This window comes from Roseovarius sp. MMSF_3350, from assembly GCF_030733425.1.
In the GTDB taxonomy this organism is placed as follows: domain Bacteria; phylum Pseudomonadota; class Alphaproteobacteria; order Rhodobacterales; family Rhodobacteraceae; genus Roseovarius.
In genome coordinates this window covers 134,052-151,630 of sequence record NZ_JASHIZ010000005.1, presented here as the reverse complement: position 1 = coordinate 151,630, position 17,579 = coordinate 134,052, and the positions used below count along the sequence as shown (strand labels likewise).

Below are 17,579 nucleotides of genomic sequence, written 5' to 3'. Positions count from 1 at the left end.
ATGAAAAACGTGCTTCTTTCCGGGGCCGCGGCCCTTGTCCTGGCGGCCGGCGGCGGCTGGTGGCTGAGCGGGCAGACCGGAAAACCCACCGAAAGCAGCGGTGTGATCGACCTGCCGGGCGCCGCCAATGCGCAAGAGGCGTCGGACGCGCCGGCCGAAGAGATCGACACGTCCTCGATCGTGGAAATGACGCTGGGCGAGGAAAGCGCGCCTGTGAAGATCGTGGAATACGCATCCTTCACCTGCCCGCACTGCGCGAATTTCCACGAGAACCAGTTCAAGCAGTTGAAATCCGAGTATATCGACGAAGGTAAGGTGCATTTCACCTATCGCGACGTCTATTTCGATCGGTACGGCCTGTGGGCGTCGATGGTGGCGCGGTGCGGCGGCGAAGAACGGTTCTTTGGCATCACCGAGATGATTTATGACCAGCAGAAGGACTGGATCGGCGACGGTCAGGACCCTGTGGCGATTGCCGAGCGGCTGCGCAAGATCGGCAAGGTCGCGGGGCTGGACGACGATCAGCTGGATTCCTGTCTGAACGACGCCGACAAGGCCAAGACGCTGGTGGCATGGTTCCAGAAGAACGCCGAAGCCGACGACGTGACCTCGACGCCGACGCTGGTGATCAACGGCGAGACGCATTCCAACATGTCCTATGACGAGTTGAAGGCGATGATCGACGAACAATTGGCCGAATGAAGCCCGCGCCGCTGGCCGGGCTGAAGGTCGTCGAATTGGCGCGGATCCTGGCCGGCCCGTGGGCCGGGCAGGTGCTTTCCGACTTGGGCGCTGACGTAATCAAGGTGGAAAGCCCCGCCGGTGACGATACACGCCAGTGGGGACCGCCCTTTATCGAGCGCGACGGCGACCGCTCCGCCGCCTATTTCCATTCGTGCAACCGCGGCAAGCAGAGTGTCACGGCCGATTTCCGCACCGAGGCGGGGCAGGCCCGTGTCCGTGAGTTGGTAGCCGGGGCCGACATCCTGATCGAGAATTTCAAGGTTGGCGGGCTGGCCAAGTACGGGCTGGATTATTCTAGCCTTACGAAAGTAAACCCGGGGTTAATTTACTGCTCGATCACCGGGTTCGGGCAAGATGGGCCCTACGCGGGCAAGGCCGGCTACGATTACATCATCCAGGGCATGTCGGGGCTGATGAGCATGACGGGCGAGCCCGAGGGCCAGCCGGTAAAAGTCGGTGTCGCGGTGACCGATATCTTCACCGGCGTCTATGCCAGCACCGCGATCCTTGCCGCGCTGCACCAGCGGCAGGCGACGGGCAAGGGCCAGCATATCGACATGGCGCTCTTGGATACGGCGGTGGCGGTGACGGCGAACCAGGCGATGAACTACCTTGCCACGGGCACGCCTCCGCAAAGGCTGGGCAACCAGCATCCGAACCTGGCGCCCTACCAGGTGTTCGAATGTTCTGACGGTTTCCTGATCGTGGCGGTGGGCAATGACGCGCAGTTCGGCCGGTTCTGCGACGTGCTGGGCGCGGCGGAGGTGAAGGCGGCAGCGGACTATGCTACCAACGCTGACCGTGTGGCGCATCGCGACACACTGACCGAAGCGCTGACCAGCTATACAAAGCGTCTGAGCAAGGCCGACCTGCAATCCGCATGTGAGGCACAAGGTGTGCCCGTCGGACCGATCAACGACATGGCGGAAGTGTTCGCCGATCCCCAGGTGCAGGCGCGCGGCATGCGGGTGGAGGTGGACGGCGTGCCGGGCGTGCGCAGCCCGATCCGGTTTTCGGACGCGGACCTGTCGCTGGTGCGGCCCTCGCCCAAGCTTGGCGAGGATGATCCGGCGTGATCCGGTCGTGTGGCTTCGACACGCTTTATTCTTTGGTTTGAGTGTTTAGGCCAAGAAGAAGCCGGGTCACAGGCCGAGGGCGTCGAGTTTCTTGTCCAGCGGTGACCAATCCGACAGGCTGAGGCGAACCGGCAGGGTCAACACCTTGCGGCGGAATGCCGGGGGCAGGCGGACTGCATCCTTTTCGGTGGTGACAAGCTGGGCATGGATGAGTGCCGCCTCGTTTTCTAGCCGGGTCATCAGCGCTTCGGTCAGGGGCTGGTGATCGTCCAGCGCCTCGGCCCGCGAGAGCGTCGCGCCAAGACCGCGGAGCGTGGCGAAGAACTTCTCGGGGTGGCCGATGCCGGCGAAGGCGAGAAATCGGGTGTCAGTCCAGTCCATTCCGGTTTGCAGCGGCTCCAACCTGCCGGCGACATGGGGTATCAGGATGACGTGGCCCCATGTCTTGCGAAACTCGATCTGGGCTGCGTCGGGTCCGATGGACAGCAGCAGATCGGCGCGATCGAGGCCGACCTCTACGGGTTCGCGCAGGGGGCCGGCGGGCATGCAGCGGCCGTTGCCAAAGCCCTTGACCGCGTCGACGACGACGAGCGAGAGGTCGCGGGCCACTGACGGGTTCTGGAGGCCGTCATCCATGATGATCACGTCGGCGCCGGACGTGGCTGCGGCCTCGGCGGCAAGTGCCCGGTCTCGGGCAATCCAGGTACGGGTGAAGGCAGCGATCAGCAGGGGTTCGTCGCCGACCTCGGCGGCGGTGTGGCTGCGCTCGTTCACCTCGACGGGACCGTCGAGACTGCCGCCATGACCGCGCGAGATGACGGCAGGGGTGCGCCCGCGCGCCTGCAGGTGTTGCACGAGGGCAATGACCGTGGGGGTCTTGCCGGTACCGCCCGCGTTGATGTTGCCGACGCAGATCACCGGGACGGGCGCGCGGTAGTCGGGCGCCGTGGCCACGCGGCGGGCGGTGGCACGGGCATAGAGCGCGCCCAAGGGCGACAGCAGGCGGGCCCGCAGGGACGGGCGGTCTGGCGGGGTGTCCCAGAAGGCGGGCGCACGCATCAGCGGACCTCCAGCCGGTCGAGCCGGTCGTTCAGAAGATCGGCGATCCGGTCGGTCAACTCGGCGCTGCGCGAGGCGACCTCCCAGGCGGCATGGGCCATGGCAGCGGATTGATCCGGAGGGATCAGGCGTTTGACGGCGGCGGCCAGCGTTTCGGCGTCGCGCACGATCCGGGCGGCGCCGGCCTCGGCAAAGCGCGAATAGCTGGGCAGGTAGCGGCGGATATTGGGGCCGTAGAGGATGGCGGAGCCGTGGGCGGCAGGCTCGTTCGGGTCGCAGCCATGGGCGCCGGAGACCAGCGAGCTGCCCATGAAGGTGATTGGCGCAAGGCGGTACCACAAGCCCATTTCGCCATGGGTGTCGGCGAGAATGACCTGTGTCGTTTCGTCGGGAAAGGTGCCGGTCGACCAGGCGATATGACGCATCCCGGCCTCGGCCAGGGCGTCGGTGAAGGGCGTCGTGACTTCGGGCGTGTCGGGAACGACGATCAGAAGGGTGCGGTGGGAAAAGCGGCTGACCTCGCGGTGGGCGGCGAGGATCGTGCCGATCTCCTCGGGGCGGAGCATGGCGGCGAGCCAGATCGGGCGGCCGAGCAGCAGGGCAGCGAGATCGGTGCGGTCGGTTTCGTTATGGGGCAGCGAGACGGTGCCTTCGAGCAGGGGGCCGGTGACCGAGAGGGCGCGCTCGGGCACGCCCATGCGGCGCAGGTAGCGGGCCGATGCCTCGTCGCGGGCCATGACGAACTCGAACTGCCGCAGAAGGGCGCGGGGCAGGTCGGGAAACCAGCGCCAGGCCGGGCGGGACATGGCGGTTTCGGTGGCATCGATCAGGGCCATGGGGATGCCCCGCTCGGCTGCGCAGTCCATCAGCGCGGGGTGCAGAGCACCGCCTGTCCACAGGGCGAGGTCGGGTTGCCAGTGGTCAAGGAAGGAAGTGGCGTTGGCGACGGTGTCCTCGGGGAGTTGCTCGACCATGACCTCGGTCCGGGCCTTGAAGGGGGTGTCGGGCACGGGGCCGGCGGTGGTGAGCAGAAGCGACAGGTTGGGCCGGTGCAGGCGCAGCCGGTCGAAGAGTTGCAGGAGCGCGTCGGTATGGCCGGTGTCAGCAGCGTGGGCCCAGAGCAGCCGGCCCGGCGGTCGCGGTGCCGTGGGTGAGTGACCGCGCGCGGGGCCGCGCCTTGCATAGGCAAGATAGGCGGCGAGACTGAGCGAACGGCTCATGACCGCCTCCCGCAGGATTGCGTGAATAAGTGCCTGAAAACAGGGCTGTAGGGGCGCTGCACCATTGGGTCCTTCGCGGCGGGCCGGGGTCTGCGCAGGGTATTGGATTGCCGCGCGGGGTCAAGGGAGGGCGACGGGTTGACCCGGGGGCCGGAATGGGGCCAATGGACAAAGAGAGACCGGAGAAAGCTCGATGATCAAGCCCTTCCTGATCCTGCAATTACGGCCCGAGACAGAGGCCGCGGATGATGAATTTGCCGCGATCCTGCGCAAGGGCGGGCTGAAGGCGGGCGACACGCGCCGGATCCGGATGGATCAGGAGAGGTTGCCGGAAGATATTGAACTTGATGATTTTTCTGGCGTGATCGTTGGCGGCGGGCCCGGCTGTGTCAGCGACGCGCCGGAAGACAAATCCGAGGTCGAGGCGCGGATCGAGGCGGATGTGCTGGGGCTGATGCCACAGGTGACGACGCGGGATTTTCCTTTCCTTGGATGCTGTTACGGGATCGGTATCCTGGGTGCGCACCTGAAGGGCGATGTCGACAAGCGGGCGTTTGGCGAGGCGGTGGGCACCTCGGCCTGCGAAGTCACGCCTGACGGCAGGGAGGACGCGTTGCTGGCCGGTGTGCCGACGGCGTTCGATGCCTTCGTGGGTCACAAGGAGGCATTGCAGGACCTGCCGGACGGATGCGTACATCTTGTGAGGTCCGAGGCGTGCCCCTACCAGATGGTGAGGTACAGAGAGCATGTCTATGCCACGCAGTTCCACCCGGAGGCGGATGCGGACGGCTTTGAGACGCGTATCAGGATCTACCGCGACCGGGGCTATTTTCCGCCCGAGGATGCCGATGGTCTGATCGCCATGTGCCGGGCGGCGGACGTCTTCGCGCCGGAGATGATCCTGCGGAATTTCGTGCAGAGATACGCGAAGAATTAATGCCTCTGACGGTCTTAAAAGCCATGTCGGTATCGCGTCGGTATTCGGGTTGCATCGCGTCGGTGTCATGTTCACCCATCGCGAATTTAATGCGGTTAATGACGTAGAGTCAGTCACCGTATGTCGCTCTGCGCGGGTTCGGGGCCTGCTGTCCGTCCCAACGTCGCAGCATCCAGTAGCATTGGCCCGGATCGGCCATGTTCCGCGTTGAGCGGGCATGATTGAAAGCGCGAAGAGCCGACCAGACGAACAGGTAGCGGGCGTATCGGGCTTAGACCTAAACGGTGCAGTCTATAGATTCCGACCAGGGAGCGTCAGGGCCTGCCGAACCCAGCTTGCAAGTTGCCTGGCATCGAAAGCTTCGTCCTCGTGAATATCAAGATACCGGGTGCCTTCGTCTTTGGATGCCTTGGGCGGCACAGGGTCGAGCGACGAACCTGTCAGGAAGGTAATTTGCACGTAATTCTTGTAGCAATACATCGCAAGAAACCATCCGTCTTCTTTCCCGTAAAACGGCGTGTTCCATCGCACCTGCTTGCGGACCTCTGGAAAGACCTTCTCTACTGTTTCGTCGATCTGCTTGCCGAGGGCACTCTTCCAGCCTGGCATAGCGGAAATATAAGCTTGCACGGCCTCGTCCCCATCACCCTTCGGAATATAGGGATTTGTGCTCGAGGAATGAGTTGGTTTTTCTGTTTTCGACATGTGGGAACATTAGCACAGGAGTTGCGCAAAACCGATCTTCGATGTTCGGCGGCATCGAACACTGCGATTCCAAAGTAGGCTTCCATCAAGGCCCGAATGAGGTACCACCTTAAAACCGAAAGGCCTGGTGGAGTGGCAGGCCAATGATTTCATCGGCGACGCTGACCGGCTCGACAGGTCAGATGCGCAGGAACGGTTGCGCGATGCGTGGAATGAGGCCGCGGAAGCGCAGGGGCGCGTCGGTGACCGCGAGGCAGATGCAGTCGGCACCGATCTCGGCCACGGGGGTGTGGTCGAGGTCCTCGTCCGCGATTTCGATGTCGCCGGGCCCGAAGCGGTCGACCTCGTCGGCGAAGGCGCCCTGCAGCACCAGCGTCAGTTCGGTGCCGCGGTGGCCGTGGTCGGGCACGGCGGCACCGGCGGGGATGTAGAGCAGGCGGGCGGTGGCCTCTTTCGAGGTGGGAAGGATTGCCTGTTTCACGCCCATCCCGACGGATTTCCATTTGACCGCGTCGAGGTCGCCGCCAATGTACTCCTGCACGGGACGGGGCAGAGTGCCGGTCGCATGCACGGTGGGTTCGGGGACGGGCAGATCGATCGCGTCAATGCGAGCCAGCGTGTCACTGAAGGCGGTATCCGACAGGTCGGCATCGCCACAGCCTTCCATCAGGGCGCCGCCAACCGCATCGAAGGCGGCGAGCCGTGCGCGGCATTCGTCGCACATGGAGACATGCGAGGCCACGGCGAGGCTGAACGCCTCGGGCAGGGTGCCTGCGGAATAGCCCATGAGCAACTTGTCACTCAGGTGGTGTCTGATCGTGTCTGTCATCGTCGGTTTCACTTCATCTGGTGGCGCAGGCGATCCAGCGCCAGTCTGATCCTCGATTTTATGGTCCCGAGCGGGAGGCCCGTCTGCTCGGCGATCTCGGTATGGGAGAGGTCGCCGAAATAGGCCTTTTCGATCAGGTCCTTCTGTTTCTCGGGCAACTGCGCGATGGCGGCGCCCAGTTTTTCGCTCTCCTGTTGCAGGGCCAGGGCATCGACCTGGTCCGGCTCCTGCTCCGGGCCCCAGGGCAGATCCTCGGGCTCGGGGCGTCGTTGCTTGCGGATCGCGTCTATTCGGCGGTTCCGCGCGATGGTGAAGATCCAGGTCGCCGCGCTGGCGCGGGTTGGATCGAACATGTGGGCCTTCTGCCAGAGGGTTGCCATGACCTCCTGCGTACATTCTTCGGCCAGTGACGCATCGGTGCCCGACTTCATCAGGAAGGCCTTTATCCGGGGGGCGAAGTGCGCGAACAGGCGCCGGAAGGCGGCCCGGTCGCGTTGATCGCGGATTCGGGCGATAATGTGCGCCCAGTCCTGGGTATGCTCTTCCGTCTTCTCGATCACCGCTTCAATACTCTTGCCGTTGCCACGCAAGGACGACAGCACGCCCGCTTGAGGCGGGGCGTCGGCACGGGCGCCGGTGATCTCGATGGCGTCAGCGTCACTGAACATATCCTTGCTACGCGACCGCTGACGGGTCGGATCAAAAAATTCAGACATTTTCTTTGCATCCGATTCCGGCGCACGGTCGTACCTTAGACAGGGGTAATCAAAGGTACTACACGGAATGCCAGTCAAGAAAGTTGCGCTGACGCGCAAGAAAGTCGCAGTTATCGGCGCGGGGATCAGTGGATTGGGGGCCGCGTGGCGGCTGGCCGGGGACTGCCATGTCACGGTTTTCGAAGCCGCGGCGCGGCTGGGCGGCCATGCCCGCACGAAGATGGCCGGGAAGCACGGAACGCAGCCGGTGGATACCGGATTCATTGTGTTCAATTATGCCAACTATCCCAACCTGGCGAACCTTTTCGACGTTCTGGACGTGCCGGTGGTCAAGAGCAAGATGAGCTTTGGCGCATCGTTTCGTAACTCGCGGTTCGAATATGGGTTGGACGGGGCGCAGGCGTTTTTTGCCCAGACGCGCAACGTGCTGGACCCGCGCATGTGGATGATGCTGCGCGATATCTTCCGGTTCAATGCCCGGGCTGTCCGCACCGCCGAGGCCTATCCCGAGGCCAGCATCGGTGAACTGTTGCGGACGATGGGGATGGGGCGGTGGTTTCGCGAACGGTATCTGAGCCCCTTTACCGGCGCGATCTGGTCGACGCCGACGGAGAAGGTGATGGATTTCCCGGCCCATGCGCTGATCCGGTTCATGGAGAACCATGCGCTGCTGGGGTACGAGGGGCAGCACCAGTGGTACACGGTCGATGGCGGTTCGATCCAGTATGTGCATCGCCTGGCCAAATGGCTGGAACGCGCGGGGGTGGAGATCAGGACCGGCGCGCCGGTCGCCGCCGTTCGGCGGTTCGATGGCGGCGTCGAGCTGCGGGCGCGGGGCGGCGTATGGGAGACATTCGACGAGGTGATCTTCGCCACCCATGGCGATGACAGCCTGAAGATGCTGGCCGACCCGACCCCGGAAGAGCAGCGCGCGCTGGGCCGGGTCAAGTATCAGCCCAACGACGTTGTGCTGCATTGTGATACGTCGGTGATGCCAAAGCGGCGGGCGGTGTGGTCGTCCTGGAACTACATGGAGGGCCCGGCCCGGCGGGATGGGCAGATCGATCTGACCTACTGGATGAACAGCCTGCAGCCCATCCCGATGGACGACCCGCATTTCGTGACATTGAACAGCACGCGGCCGATCAGGGAGGAAAAGATCTATGACAGCTGCGTGCTGCGGCACCCCGTCTATGACATGGACATGCTGCACGCGCAGGCCGAGGTGGCCCGGATCAACGGCGCGAACGGCACGTGGTACTGCGGCGCGTGGATGAAGAACGGGTTTCACGAGGACGGGTTGTCGAGCGCCTGCGACGTGGCGGACGCGATGCTGGCGCGCGAGGCGGCGCTGGCGGCTTGAGCGGTGCGGATCATATCGCAGGCCATACGTGGCACGGGCGCAAGGGCGATATCCGCAACGCGTTTCGCTATAGCATAGATTACGTGATGGTGGATGCCGAGGCGGCGCTGCCGCCCAGCCGGGTGTTCGGGCGCAACCGGGCCGGCCTCTTCAGCCTGCGCGACCGCGATCATGGAGGTCCGCCCGGGCAGGGGCGCGGCGCGGCCTGGGTGCGCGAGGTGCTGGAGGCGCACCAGTTCGCGGCGCCGGTGCGGATCGAGCTGCTGGCCCAGCCGCGGGTGCTGGGGCATATCTTCAACCCGGTGGCGTTCTGGCTGTGCTATAACGCGGCGGATGACCTGATGGTGGTGATCGCGGAAGTCACCAACACCTATGGCGACCGGCATTCCTATCTGTGCCACCACGATGATCGCAGTCCCATCGGCCCCGAGGACAGGCTGCGGGCGAGGAAGGTGTTTCACGTCTCGCCGTTCCAGACGATTCAAGGGGAGTATACCTTTCGGTTCGACATCCGGCCCGACCGGATCGGGATCTGGATCGACCTGAGCCGGGGCAAGGGCGGGGTGATCGCGACGCTGGTGGGGGATCGCAAGCCGTTGACGACCGCTGGTGTGCTGAAGGCGCTGGCGCGGCGGCCGCTGGGCTCGCGCAGGGTGCTGGCGCTGATCCACTGGCAGGCGCTGAAGCTGTGGTGGAAGGGGGCCAGGTTCCAGAACCGGCCCGAGCCGCCTGCGCAGGAAGTGAGCCGATGAGCGACGTGGGCAAAGCGCCGCGACTGCCGGCCTTTGCGCTCTTCGCGGCGATGCTGTCGGCGGCGGGGCTTCCGCTTTATATGCATGCGCCGAAGTTTTTCGTCGACGAATACGGCGTGTCGCTGGCGGCATTGGGCACTGTCCTGGGTGTGCTGCGGTTGCTGGACTTCGTGCAGGACCCGCTGCTGGGGCGGGTTTCTGCGATGACCTCGCATTATCGCGGAGTGACCGTGCTGATCGCCGGGGCCGCGATGATTGCGGGGATGCTGGGGCTGTTCGCGGTGGAGCCGATGCTGCCGCCCTTGTGGTGGTTCGCGGTGATGCTGACGCTGGTCTTTTCGGCGTTCAGCTACCTGACGATCTGTTTCTACGCGCAAGGCGTGGCGGTGGCGGGCCACATGGGCCAGGGCGGCCATCTGCGGGTGGCGCGGTGGCGCGAGACCGGGGCGCTGTTGGGGATCTGTGCCGCCGCCGTGGCCCCCGTGGCGGTGGGCGGGTACGCGGCCTTTGCGGTGGCGTTCGCCGGGCTGGGGCTGGTGGCGCTGTGGGCGATGGGGACCGAGTGGCGCGGGCGGCCGCCCGAGGAAGGCGTGACCTCGCAACTGGGGACGGTGCTGCGCGATGCGAAGGCGCGGCGTCTTTTGCTGGTGGCGCTGGCCAACTCGGCGCCGGTGGCTGTGAGCAGCACTTTGTTCCTGTTCTATGTCGAGGACCGGCTGGCGGCGCCGGGCTGGGAAGGGCCGCTGCTGCTGGTGTTCTTCCTGAGTGCTGCTGCGGCGGCGCCGATGTGGGGCAAGCTGGCCGAGAATTATGGCGCGCGGCGGGTGCTGATCTGGGCGATGGTGCTGGCGATTGCGGCCTTCGGCTTTGCCGTGATGCTGGGCGCGGGGGATGTCTGGGCCTTTGCGGTGATCTGCGTGCTGACCGGCGTGGCGCTGGGGGCAGACATGACGCTGTTGCCGGCGCTGTTCGCGGACCGCATGGCGGAGGTGTCGCCGGGCGCGGCCGAAGGGTTCAGCCTGTGGTTTTTCGTGTCGAAGATCACGCTGGCCATCGCGGCGGTGGGCTTGCTGCCGCTTCTGGAGACGGTCGGCTATGTCTCGGGGCAGGAGAACTCCGAAGAAGCCTTGTGGGCGCTGAGCCTGCTTTACGGGGCGGTGCCCTGTGTTCTGAAAGTGGCGGCGATTGCGCTGCTGGCAACGGTGCCCGGGGGCGGGGACGCGCCCGTGGGGACGATGGTTGAAGCGGGGAGACAGCGATGATGTTCGAAGGATTTCTGATCATGTGCGGCGCGGCGTTGGCGACCGGGATCGGTGTGCTGCGTAACCGTTTCGCCGGGTTCCGGGCGCAGAGCGTCGAGGATTACGCCGAGACGCTGCCGCGGTTCGACCTGCGCCAGCATCTGAACGGGGCGATGCGCTGTGAAGGCGTGATCTATGGGCCGCTAGGGCGCGTGGCGTCGCGGTTCTCCGCCCGGTTCGATGCGCGCTGGGAGGGCAACAGGGGCGTGATGGCCGAGCGGTTCACCTATGACAGCGGCACGGTGCAGGAGCGTGAGTGGCGGCTGGAGCTGGGCAATGACGGGCGCATCCGGGCCGAGGCCGACGACGTGATCGGCACCGGGCAGGGCCGGCACGCGGGGGCGGCGGTGCAGCTGTGCTATGATATTCGTCTGCCGGACGCGGCGGGTGGTCATGTTCTGAGCGTCGAGGACTGGATGTACCTGACGCCGGGAGGAACCATTGTGAACCGCAGTCAGTTTCGCAAGTATGGGATCAAGGTCGCCGAGCTTGTGGCAACCTTGCAAAAGTTGGACGACACGGACATTCGGAAAGCGGCATAATGGACTGGACTGGAAAACGCTATTGGCTGGTGGGCGCCAGCGAAGGGCTGGGCGCGGCATTGGCACGGAAACTGAGCGCGGTGGGGGCGGAAGTGATCCTGTCGGCGCGCAGCGAGGACCGGCTGAAAGAGGTGGCGGAGATGCTGCCGGGACGGGCGCGTTGCGTGACCGTGGATGTCACTGACGAGGACAGCGTGAAGGCCGCCGTGGAAGAGGTGGGAGAGATCGACGGGGTTGTGACGCTGGCCGGGGTCTATTGGCCGATGAAGGCGACCGAGTGGGAGCCCGAGCAGGTTACCGCCATGGCGGATGTGAATTTCACCGGCACGGTGCGCGTGCTGAACCACGTGGTGCCCAAGATGGTCGCGCGCGATCACGGGCATATCGTGATGACCGGTTCGCTGGTGGGGTTTCGCGGGTTGCCGAGGGCGATCGGGTATGGCGCGAGCAAGGCCGGGATCATGTCCTTGGCCCAGAGCATGCGCGCGGACCTGTGGCGGACGGGCGTGGTGGTGCAATGCGCCAATCCCGGGTTCATCCGCACGCGGCTGACCGACAAGAACGATTTCAGGATGCCGGGGCTGATGGAGCCCGAGGGCGCGGCGCAGGTGATGTTCGAACTGATGAACGACGAGAACGCGTTCGACCGGAATTTCCCCAGCTGGTTCAGCCTGGTCTTCCGCGGTGCGCGGTTCCTGCCCAACTGGCTGTATTTCCGCCTGTTTGCGTGAGATCAAGGTCGCGGCCTGTCTATGAGACCATGTTTCCGGTAGACTGATAGCCGGAAAAGGAGGTCGGGACATGCTGGATATCAGCACTTACAAGGTGGCCCAGGTGATCCTTATGTCGCGCGAACTGGACCGCGCGGAGGGAGAATTGCGGGCCTTCATCGAGCGGCTGGCCGAGGAGGAGCAGGCGAGCCTGGTGGCGCTGATGTGGATTGGGCGCGGCAGTTTCGGGGCCGACGAGTTGGAAGAGGCCAAGGCGACCGCGCGGGACGAGGCGACGACGCCGACGGCGGATTACCTGCTGGGTACGCCGCATGTGTCGGATCATCTAGAAAACGGGCTGGACGAGTTGGGCCTGTCGGCGCAGGACGACGAGGACGACCTGGTGCGCGGCGGGTGATTTTCGCGGCGTGGTGGGGTTTGCATCCACCAGAGGTGGGTTTTCACCCACCAGAGGTGGGTTCTCACCCACCCTACGCGGTGTTGCGCCTTTGCCCGCGGGGCCGGGAAATTGCAGCCGGCAGCCCGGAGAGCGCCCGAAACGGCGCGGAATGTGATATGGTCCGGGGCAAAGGCGTTTTCAGGAGGATGAAATGAAAGCATCTGTCGTCGTCGCAGCCATCGTTTCAATCACGGCCGCCCCCGCACTGGCGGGCAACCTTACGCCGCCGGCGGATCCCTACGTGCCGCCGCCGCCCGTGCCGGTGTCGGACTGGGCCGGACCCTATGCCGGTGTGCAGCTGGGTTTCGGCGATCTTGATCTGAGCGGCATCGCTGTGCCCGGGGCCAACGTGCCGAGTCAGAGCGATGACGGGTTTCTGGGTGGTCTGCATGTTGGCTACAACTGGGATCGCGGCACGCTGGTTTACGGCGTCGAGGGGGATATCGACTTTACCGACATTTCCTTCAACACGACCGATGTCGACACGATCGCGCGTCTGCGGCTGCGGGCGGGTGTGGATACCGGCAGCGCCTTTGTCTATGGCACGGCGGGTGCCGCGCACATGACCGGTGGCGGCGGCGGCGTCAGCCTGGACGGCTGGGGCTGGGTGGCCGGTGCCGGGGTCGATTTCAAGCTGAGCGAAACGTGGGTCGCGGGCGCGGACGCGCTGTACCACGAGTTCGACGACGTATCGCCTTCCGGCAGCGTCGACGGCATGACCTACCGGCTGCGGGTATCTTACCAGTTCTGACGCGCGGGTTTCGGGACGGCGGAGGACGCGTGGGCTTTCGCCCACCCTACGCGTGTCGCGGGCGCCTCAGGCGAGGTGGTCGACCACCTGAAGATGCTGGGCGAGGCGGTCGACCTCTTGCAGCAAGCGTTCCACGAGTCTCGGGTCGCTGGGGGCCGGACTGACGCCGGCGGGGATTTCGCGGTTGGCCACGGCCTCGATTGCGAGGGACACGGGGATCGAAACCAGGCGCGACATGGCGGTGCCGCGGGCGTCGCCCCAGGCATCCATCACATAGGTCTTGTGCCAGACCGCTTCGCCGCCGCGCTCGGCCTTGAGGTCGACGCAGAGCACGACGCGGTCGGGGTCGTCCTCGCCATAGGCGTTGTCGCGCCAGAACTGGCCTGACATTTCCTTGAGCCTTGCCTCGCCTTCGGGGCCTTCGAGCGTTTCAATCTCGGCGAAGACATCCGACCAGGCGTCGGACCAGCCGTCGAGGCGCAGCGTGCCGCGGACGAACTCCTTGACCCGCCAGGCTGGTTCGAAGCCGTAATCGTCGAGGAAGGGCAGGCTGTCGCGGTTGGGGTAGACCTCGAACGTCTCGGGCGTGGGCAGGGGGGCGGTGTAGGTGCCGAGCGCATCCCACGGGCGTTGAACGTTGAGTTCCGAGAAGTTGCGGATAGAGCGGGAGGGCGAGCGCAGGGCCTTGAGCACGCCCAGGGGGGACCAGCTGAATTTATAGCGGAACGGGTTGGGGTTTTTCGGGATGCCGCCGCAATAGCTGAGGAAGGAGAGGTCGTTTTCCGGGTTGAACGCGTGCGAGGCGCGGTAGTCGGCCATCAGGTGATGGGCCATCAGGTGGTCGATGCCGGGATCGAGGCCGATTTCGTTGACCACCGAAACGCCGCGCAGGAGCGCCTTGGCGTGGAGCGCGCGCATTTCGGGCGCGATGTAGGAGCTTGAGACGAAGTGTGCGCCCTTGTTGATGCACATCTCGGCGATCGGCACATGCCAGTCGCCGGGCAACATGGAGACGGTGATGTCGCCCTCCTGCACCTCGGCCGACAACATGTCGAAATCGAAGGCGCGGATGCGGTTCGTCAGGTCTCCGACCGCCGCTTCGGCCTTGTCCAGGGAGCGGTTCCAGACGGTGACCTCGTGGCCCGCCTCGATCAGCCTGCGCAGGCCGGGCACCGCCGAAAGGCCGGTGCCGCACCAGTGGATTGTCATGTGTGTGCCCCCTTCAAACGTGGGCGCGGAACGTCTGTTCCGCGCGCGCCCATACTCCGGCGTCCAGTTTGTCCAGTGTTTTCAGTGATGGCAAGAGTTGGCTGGCATAGTCCTGCGAGGATTCCAGCGGCAGGAGCGAGGGCAGGTTGTCGATGGCCATGACGTCAAGCGGGGGCGCGTCGTGCACGCGGGTCACGGGCGCGTCCCAGGTGGTGGCCTGGCAATAGACCGGCACGGGGTTGTAATCGCTGTCGGGGTCGCAGGCGACGTCGCCGATGACGGTCAGGCGGCGGGGCGCTTTCAGGGCGTTTTTCGAAACAAAGACCGGCGTGCCGGGGCGGGCCAAGATGCAGTTGAGGAAAAGGTCGTGATCCAGGATTTCCGGGAAGGGGCCGCCATGGGCGGTCTCGTCCATGTCCCATCTGGTGGGGGTGACATCCATCGCGGTGCAGAGGTCGGCCGCGCCGGTGCCGACGCGGCCAAGCGCGCCGATGACGATGGCGGAAGGGCGTTCGTGGTTCGTGGCGTCGAGCGTTTGGGCCAGATCGGCCAGAAGCGCGTTCTTGTCGGGATAGGCGGACACGGGCCCGCAGGTCTGGCCCTGTTGCTGCGCGGCCCAGGCGAAGAGGCTGACGGCGGCGCCGGCATAGCCCGCCCAGTAGCCGAAGGCGGCGACGCGGCGGCCCTGCTCATCCACCAGGTATTCAAGATCGTAGAGCGTGCCGCCGCCTGCCTTGAAGCGGTCCAGCAGGCGGCGGCCGGAATGCTGACCCTTGAAGGCGTGGCCGAACATGATGTGGCGGTGCAGCAGGGGCGTGCCGTCGTCGGGCAGTTCCTTGAGCCCGAAGATGATGGCGTCGCGCGGGGCGTCGGGCCACGAGTTCTGCGGCACGATGGTGGCGCCCGCGTCGGCATAGCGGTCGGTGGGGATGATGCGGTCGGGGCTGTCCTCGACGCTGATTTTCATGCCCTGCGCGATGAGGGCAGCGGCGCCGTCGGGGGTGAGGCCGGTGCGGTCTTCGTTGTCGCGCTGTTCGGCGCGGAGCCAGAGATGGGTCATGCGAAGTCCTTCGTCAGCAGGCCATAGTCGCGGATGGCGGCCGCCGAGGGGCGGGCGGCCATCATGGCGCGGTGGGCCTTGATCCTGGGGAAGCGGTCCACGTCGACATTGTCGGTCTCGAGCCAGCAGCAGATGGCGAACAGCCAGGGGTCGGCGATGGTCATGGTCTCGCCCATCACGAAGGGGGCGAAGGCGCAGGTATCTTCGATGAACGTGCAACTGTCGGTCATGGTTTGCGGCATCTTGGCCTTCATGTCGGCCAGCGCCGCGTCGCTGTCGGCCCAGCGGATGCCGCGGGGGCCGTGGGCGTGGTTCACATGCATGGTGGCGGCGAGGTAATAGCAGATGCTGCGCATCTGCGCGGCCTGCCACGGGTCGGCGGGCACGAGGTTTTTGTCCGGGGCGAGGGTGGCGATATATTCGGCGATGGCGCCGGTCTCGGTGAGGATGCCCTGATCGGTCACCAGTGCCGGCACGCGGCCCTTGGGGTTGAGCGCGAGGTAGTCGGGCTTGGTCTGGTCGCCATCGGCGAAGCTGAGCGCGACGGGCGTGTGGTCCACGCCCGCCTCTTGCAGAAGCAGGCCGGTGGCAACGGAAATGGTGCCGGGGGCGTAGTAGAATTTCATGCGCGGGGTCCTTCAGACATAGGTGCGGGCATGGGCCCGGTCGGGGCGGTCGAGATGCGGGATGCCGTTGAAGCCCGCGACCATCAGCGTGTCGTGCACGTAGCTGAGACGGTGCATCGAGGAATTGTTGATCTGCAGCATGACCCGGGCCATGGCGGTGTTGTCGAGGTCGAGCACGTGGCGCATGGCCATGCCGATGACGCCGCCCGAGGTGACCAGCAGGGTGCGGCCCGCGTCGGCGCATTGCTCGGTCAGTACATCGGTGATGCGGGCGGCGAAATCATCGAAGCTTTCCGGGACGCCGGGCAGGTGGCCTTGGGTCCAGAGGGTGATGACCCGCGGCAGGTGGTGGGCGAATTCCGAGGGGTCGGTGGGCACCGGGATGGCGTGGGCGTCGAAGGCGGCCTGCGCGAGGGCGAAATAGCTGAGCTCATTGAGGCGCGGGTCCCGCGTGGTGACGGTGACGCCCATGTGGCGGGCGGTGTCGACCTGGCGCTGCAGCGTACCGGTAAGGACGCGGTCGAAATGGGGATTGGTGGCGGCGATATGCTCGCCCAGCCAGCGGGCCTGGTCGGTGCCCAGAGGGGAGAGCCGGTCGTAGCTGTCTTCGTCCGTGGCATGGCTGTTGGCCTGCCCGTGCCGGACCAGGATGAGTTCCGCCAAGGTGGGTGCTTTCGTCGTATCAGATGGGGGCAACCTAGCGCCGGGGCGCGGAAGGGTGAAGGTGGTGACGCGGAATATTTCGCCCGGGGTGAAGATGGGAGGTGTCGGAGCCTCCGGCGGGGATATTTTTTGCCAGAGGAAAAGGGCCAGGAGGCCCCGGGTCAGCGACGGGGCTGGCGCGGCTGGCGGGGCTGGTGTATGCGGCGGCCATGTCCGAGTATGACCCGCCGACGACGCCGCTGGAGGTGCTGCACGAGGATCACGAGGTCCTGGTGGTGGCCAAGCCGTCCGGCCTGTTGAGCGTGCCGGGCAAGGGGCCGCACCTGGCCGATTGCCTGCTTTCGCGTGTGCAGGAGGCGTTTCCCATGGCTTTGCTGGTGCACCGGCTGGACCGGGACACGTCGGGTGTGATCGTGTTTGCCCTGACGCCCCACGCGCAGCGGCATCTTGGGCTGCAATTCGAGAAACGTCAGGTGAAGAAGATCTACACCGCGCGGGTCTGGGGCCGGGTGGAGGAGCGGACCGGGACGGTCGACCTGCCGTTGATCGTGGACTGGCCGAACCGGCCCCGGCAGAAAGTATGCCATGAGACCGGCAAGGCGGCGGTGACGGACTGGCGGGTGCAGCGATACGGGCAGGGCGAGACCCGGATGCGACTGATGCCGAAGACCGGGCGGAGCCATCAGCTGCGTGTGCATATGCGGGCCCTTGGGCATCCGATTTTGGGCGATCCGTTCTATGCCGAGGGCGCGGCGCTGGAGCACGAGCGGCTGATGCTGCATTCGGAGGAGTTGCGGCTGCGGCACCCGGATGGCGGGGCGGGGATGGTCTTTCGCCGGAAGGCGCCGTTCTGAGG

Annotated in this window: 20 protein-coding genes; 11 read left to right on the top strand and 9 right to left on the bottom strand. The window is 65.5% G+C overall.

The window, feature by feature from the left end; all coding sequences use genetic code 11:
* Complete coding sequence (locus tag RBB31_RS07150) at positions 1–702, top strand: DsbA family protein (protein WP_306128583.1); 702 nt, start codon at positions 1–3, stop codon at positions 700–702.
* The gene (locus RBB31_RS07145; RefSeq protein WP_306128582.1) at positions 699–1,820 is read left to right on the top strand and encodes a CaiB/BaiF CoA-transferase family protein; all 1,122 of its coding nucleotides are present in this window, start codon (positions 699–701) and stop codon (positions 1,818–1,820) included. The genes RBB31_RS07150 and RBB31_RS07145 overlap by 4 nt, the downstream gene beginning before the upstream one ends.
* Positions 1,821–1,886: 66 nt before the next feature.
* On the opposite strand, the gene lpxK is transcribed toward RBB31_RS07145, so the two are convergent.
* A complete protein-coding gene (gene lpxK / locus RBB31_RS07140; protein WP_306128581.1) occupies positions 1,887–2,879 on the bottom strand; it encodes a tetraacyldisaccharide 4'-kinase in 993 nt (330 codons plus the stop codon).
* Positions 2,879–4,099 (bottom strand): 3-deoxy-D-manno-octulosonic acid transferase, encoded by a 1,221-nt coding sequence (locus RBB31_RS07135; protein WP_306128580.1) that lies wholly within the window; start codon positions 4,097–4,099, stop codon positions 2,879–2,881. The genes lpxK and RBB31_RS07135 overlap by 1 nt, the downstream gene beginning before the upstream one ends.
* Positions 4,100–4,295: 196 nt before the next feature.
* Here RBB31_RS07135 and RBB31_RS07130 point away from each other — a divergent pair, with 196 nt between their 5' ends.
* Positions 4,296–5,036: a glutamine amidotransferase gene (locus RBB31_RS07130; protein WP_306128629.1), complete on the top strand. Its 741-nt coding sequence runs from the start codon at positions 4,296–4,298 to the stop codon at positions 5,034–5,036.
* Positions 5,037–5,327: 291 nt separating this feature from the next.
* Here RBB31_RS07130 and RBB31_RS07125 read toward each other — a convergent pair whose 3' ends face one another.
* The 3 genes from RBB31_RS07125 to RBB31_RS07115 form a co-directional block, all read right to left on the bottom strand.
* Complete coding sequence (locus tag RBB31_RS07125; protein WP_306128578.1) at positions 5,328–5,741, bottom strand: DUF1801 domain-containing protein; 414 nt, start codon at positions 5,739–5,741, stop codon at positions 5,328–5,330.
* A 178-nt stretch (positions 5,742–5,919) separates the two neighbouring features.
* Positions 5,920–6,570, bottom strand: a complete 651-nt coding sequence (locus RBB31_RS07120) for a ChrR family anti-sigma-E factor (RefSeq protein WP_306128577.1) — start codon at positions 6,568–6,570, stop codon at positions 5,920–5,922.
* An 8-nt stretch (positions 6,571–6,578) separates the two neighbouring features.
* Positions 6,579–7,238, bottom strand: a complete 660-nt coding sequence (locus RBB31_RS07115) for a sigma-70 family RNA polymerase sigma factor (protein WP_306128576.1) — start codon at positions 7,236–7,238, stop codon at positions 6,579–6,581.
* A 115-nt stretch (positions 7,239–7,353) separates the two neighbouring features.
* On the opposite strand from RBB31_RS07115, the gene RBB31_RS07110 reads away from it, so the two are divergent.
* The 7 genes from RBB31_RS07110 (at position 7,354) to RBB31_RS07080 (ending at position 13,165) form a co-directional block, all read left to right on the top strand.
* Positions 7,354–8,649: an NAD(P)/FAD-dependent oxidoreductase gene (locus RBB31_RS07110; protein ID WP_306128575.1), complete on the top strand. Its 1,296-nt coding sequence runs from the start codon at positions 7,354–7,356 to the stop codon at positions 8,647–8,649.
* Positions 8,646–9,401, top strand: a complete 756-nt coding sequence (locus RBB31_RS07105) for a DUF1365 domain-containing protein (protein ID WP_306128574.1) — start codon at positions 8,646–8,648, stop codon at positions 9,399–9,401. The genes RBB31_RS07110 and RBB31_RS07105 overlap by 4 nt, the downstream gene beginning before the upstream one ends.
* On the top strand, positions 9,398–10,663 hold the full coding sequence (locus RBB31_RS07100) for an MFS transporter (RefSeq protein ID WP_306128572.1): 1,266 nt from the start codon (positions 9,398–9,400) through the stop codon (positions 10,661–10,663). Before RBB31_RS07105 ends, RBB31_RS07100 begins: the two co-directional genes overlap by 4 nt.
* Positions 10,663–11,244 (top strand): DUF3833 domain-containing protein, encoded by a 582-nt coding sequence (locus tag RBB31_RS07095; RefSeq protein WP_371931302.1) that lies wholly within the window; start codon positions 10,663–10,665, stop codon positions 11,242–11,244. The genes RBB31_RS07100 and RBB31_RS07095 overlap by 1 nt, the downstream gene beginning before the upstream one ends.
* Complete coding sequence (locus RBB31_RS07090) at positions 11,241–11,975, top strand: SDR family oxidoreductase (protein ID WP_306128628.1); 735 nt, start codon at positions 11,241–11,243, stop codon at positions 11,973–11,975. The genes RBB31_RS07095 and RBB31_RS07090 overlap by 4 nt, the downstream gene beginning before the upstream one ends.
* A gap of 70 nt (positions 11,976–12,045) precedes the next feature.
* Positions 12,046–12,372: a DUF3775 domain-containing protein gene (locus RBB31_RS07085; RefSeq protein ID WP_306128570.1), complete on the top strand. Its 327-nt coding sequence runs from the start codon at positions 12,046–12,048 to the stop codon at positions 12,370–12,372.
* A gap of 193 nt (positions 12,373–12,565) precedes the next feature.
* Positions 12,566–13,165, top strand: a complete 600-nt coding sequence (locus RBB31_RS07080) for an outer membrane protein (protein ID WP_306128569.1) — start codon at positions 12,566–12,568, stop codon at positions 13,163–13,165.
* A 66-nt stretch (positions 13,166–13,231) separates the two neighbouring features.
* Here the strand turns inward: RBB31_RS07080 and RBB31_RS07075 are convergent, their stop codons facing one another.
* Genes RBB31_RS07075 through RBB31_RS07060 form a run of 4 tightly spaced genes read right to left on the bottom strand, consistent with a single transcriptional unit; the run spans position 13,232 to position 16,723 of the window.
* Positions 13,232–14,374 carry a saccharopine dehydrogenase family protein gene (locus tag RBB31_RS07075; RefSeq protein WP_306128568.1) on the bottom strand — a complete coding sequence of 381 codons (1,143 nt, stop codon included), beginning with the start codon at positions 14,372–14,374 and terminating at the stop codon, positions 13,232–13,234.
* 13 nt (positions 14,375–14,387) lie between these two features.
* Positions 14,388–15,434 (bottom strand): saccharopine dehydrogenase, encoded by a 1,047-nt coding sequence (locus RBB31_RS07070; protein WP_306128566.1) that lies wholly within the window; start codon positions 15,432–15,434, stop codon positions 14,388–14,390.
* Positions 15,431–16,060, bottom strand: coding sequence for a glutathione S-transferase family protein (locus RBB31_RS07065; protein ID WP_306128565.1), 630 nt, complete (start codon positions 16,058–16,060; stop codon positions 15,431–15,433). The genes RBB31_RS07070 and RBB31_RS07065 overlap by 4 nt, the downstream gene beginning before the upstream one ends.
* A gap of 12 nt (positions 16,061–16,072) precedes the next feature.
* Complete coding sequence (locus RBB31_RS07060; protein WP_306128564.1) at positions 16,073–16,723, bottom strand: histidine phosphatase family protein; 651 nt, start codon at positions 16,721–16,723, stop codon at positions 16,073–16,075.
* A 209-nt stretch (positions 16,724–16,932) separates the two neighbouring features.
* Here RBB31_RS07060 and RBB31_RS07055 point away from each other — a divergent pair, with 209 nt between their 5' ends.
* Positions 16,933–17,577, top strand: a complete 645-nt coding sequence (locus tag RBB31_RS07055; RefSeq protein WP_306128563.1) for a pseudouridine synthase — start codon at positions 16,933–16,935, stop codon at positions 17,575–17,577.
* The last annotated feature ends 2 nt before the right edge of the window (positions 17,578–17,579 follow it).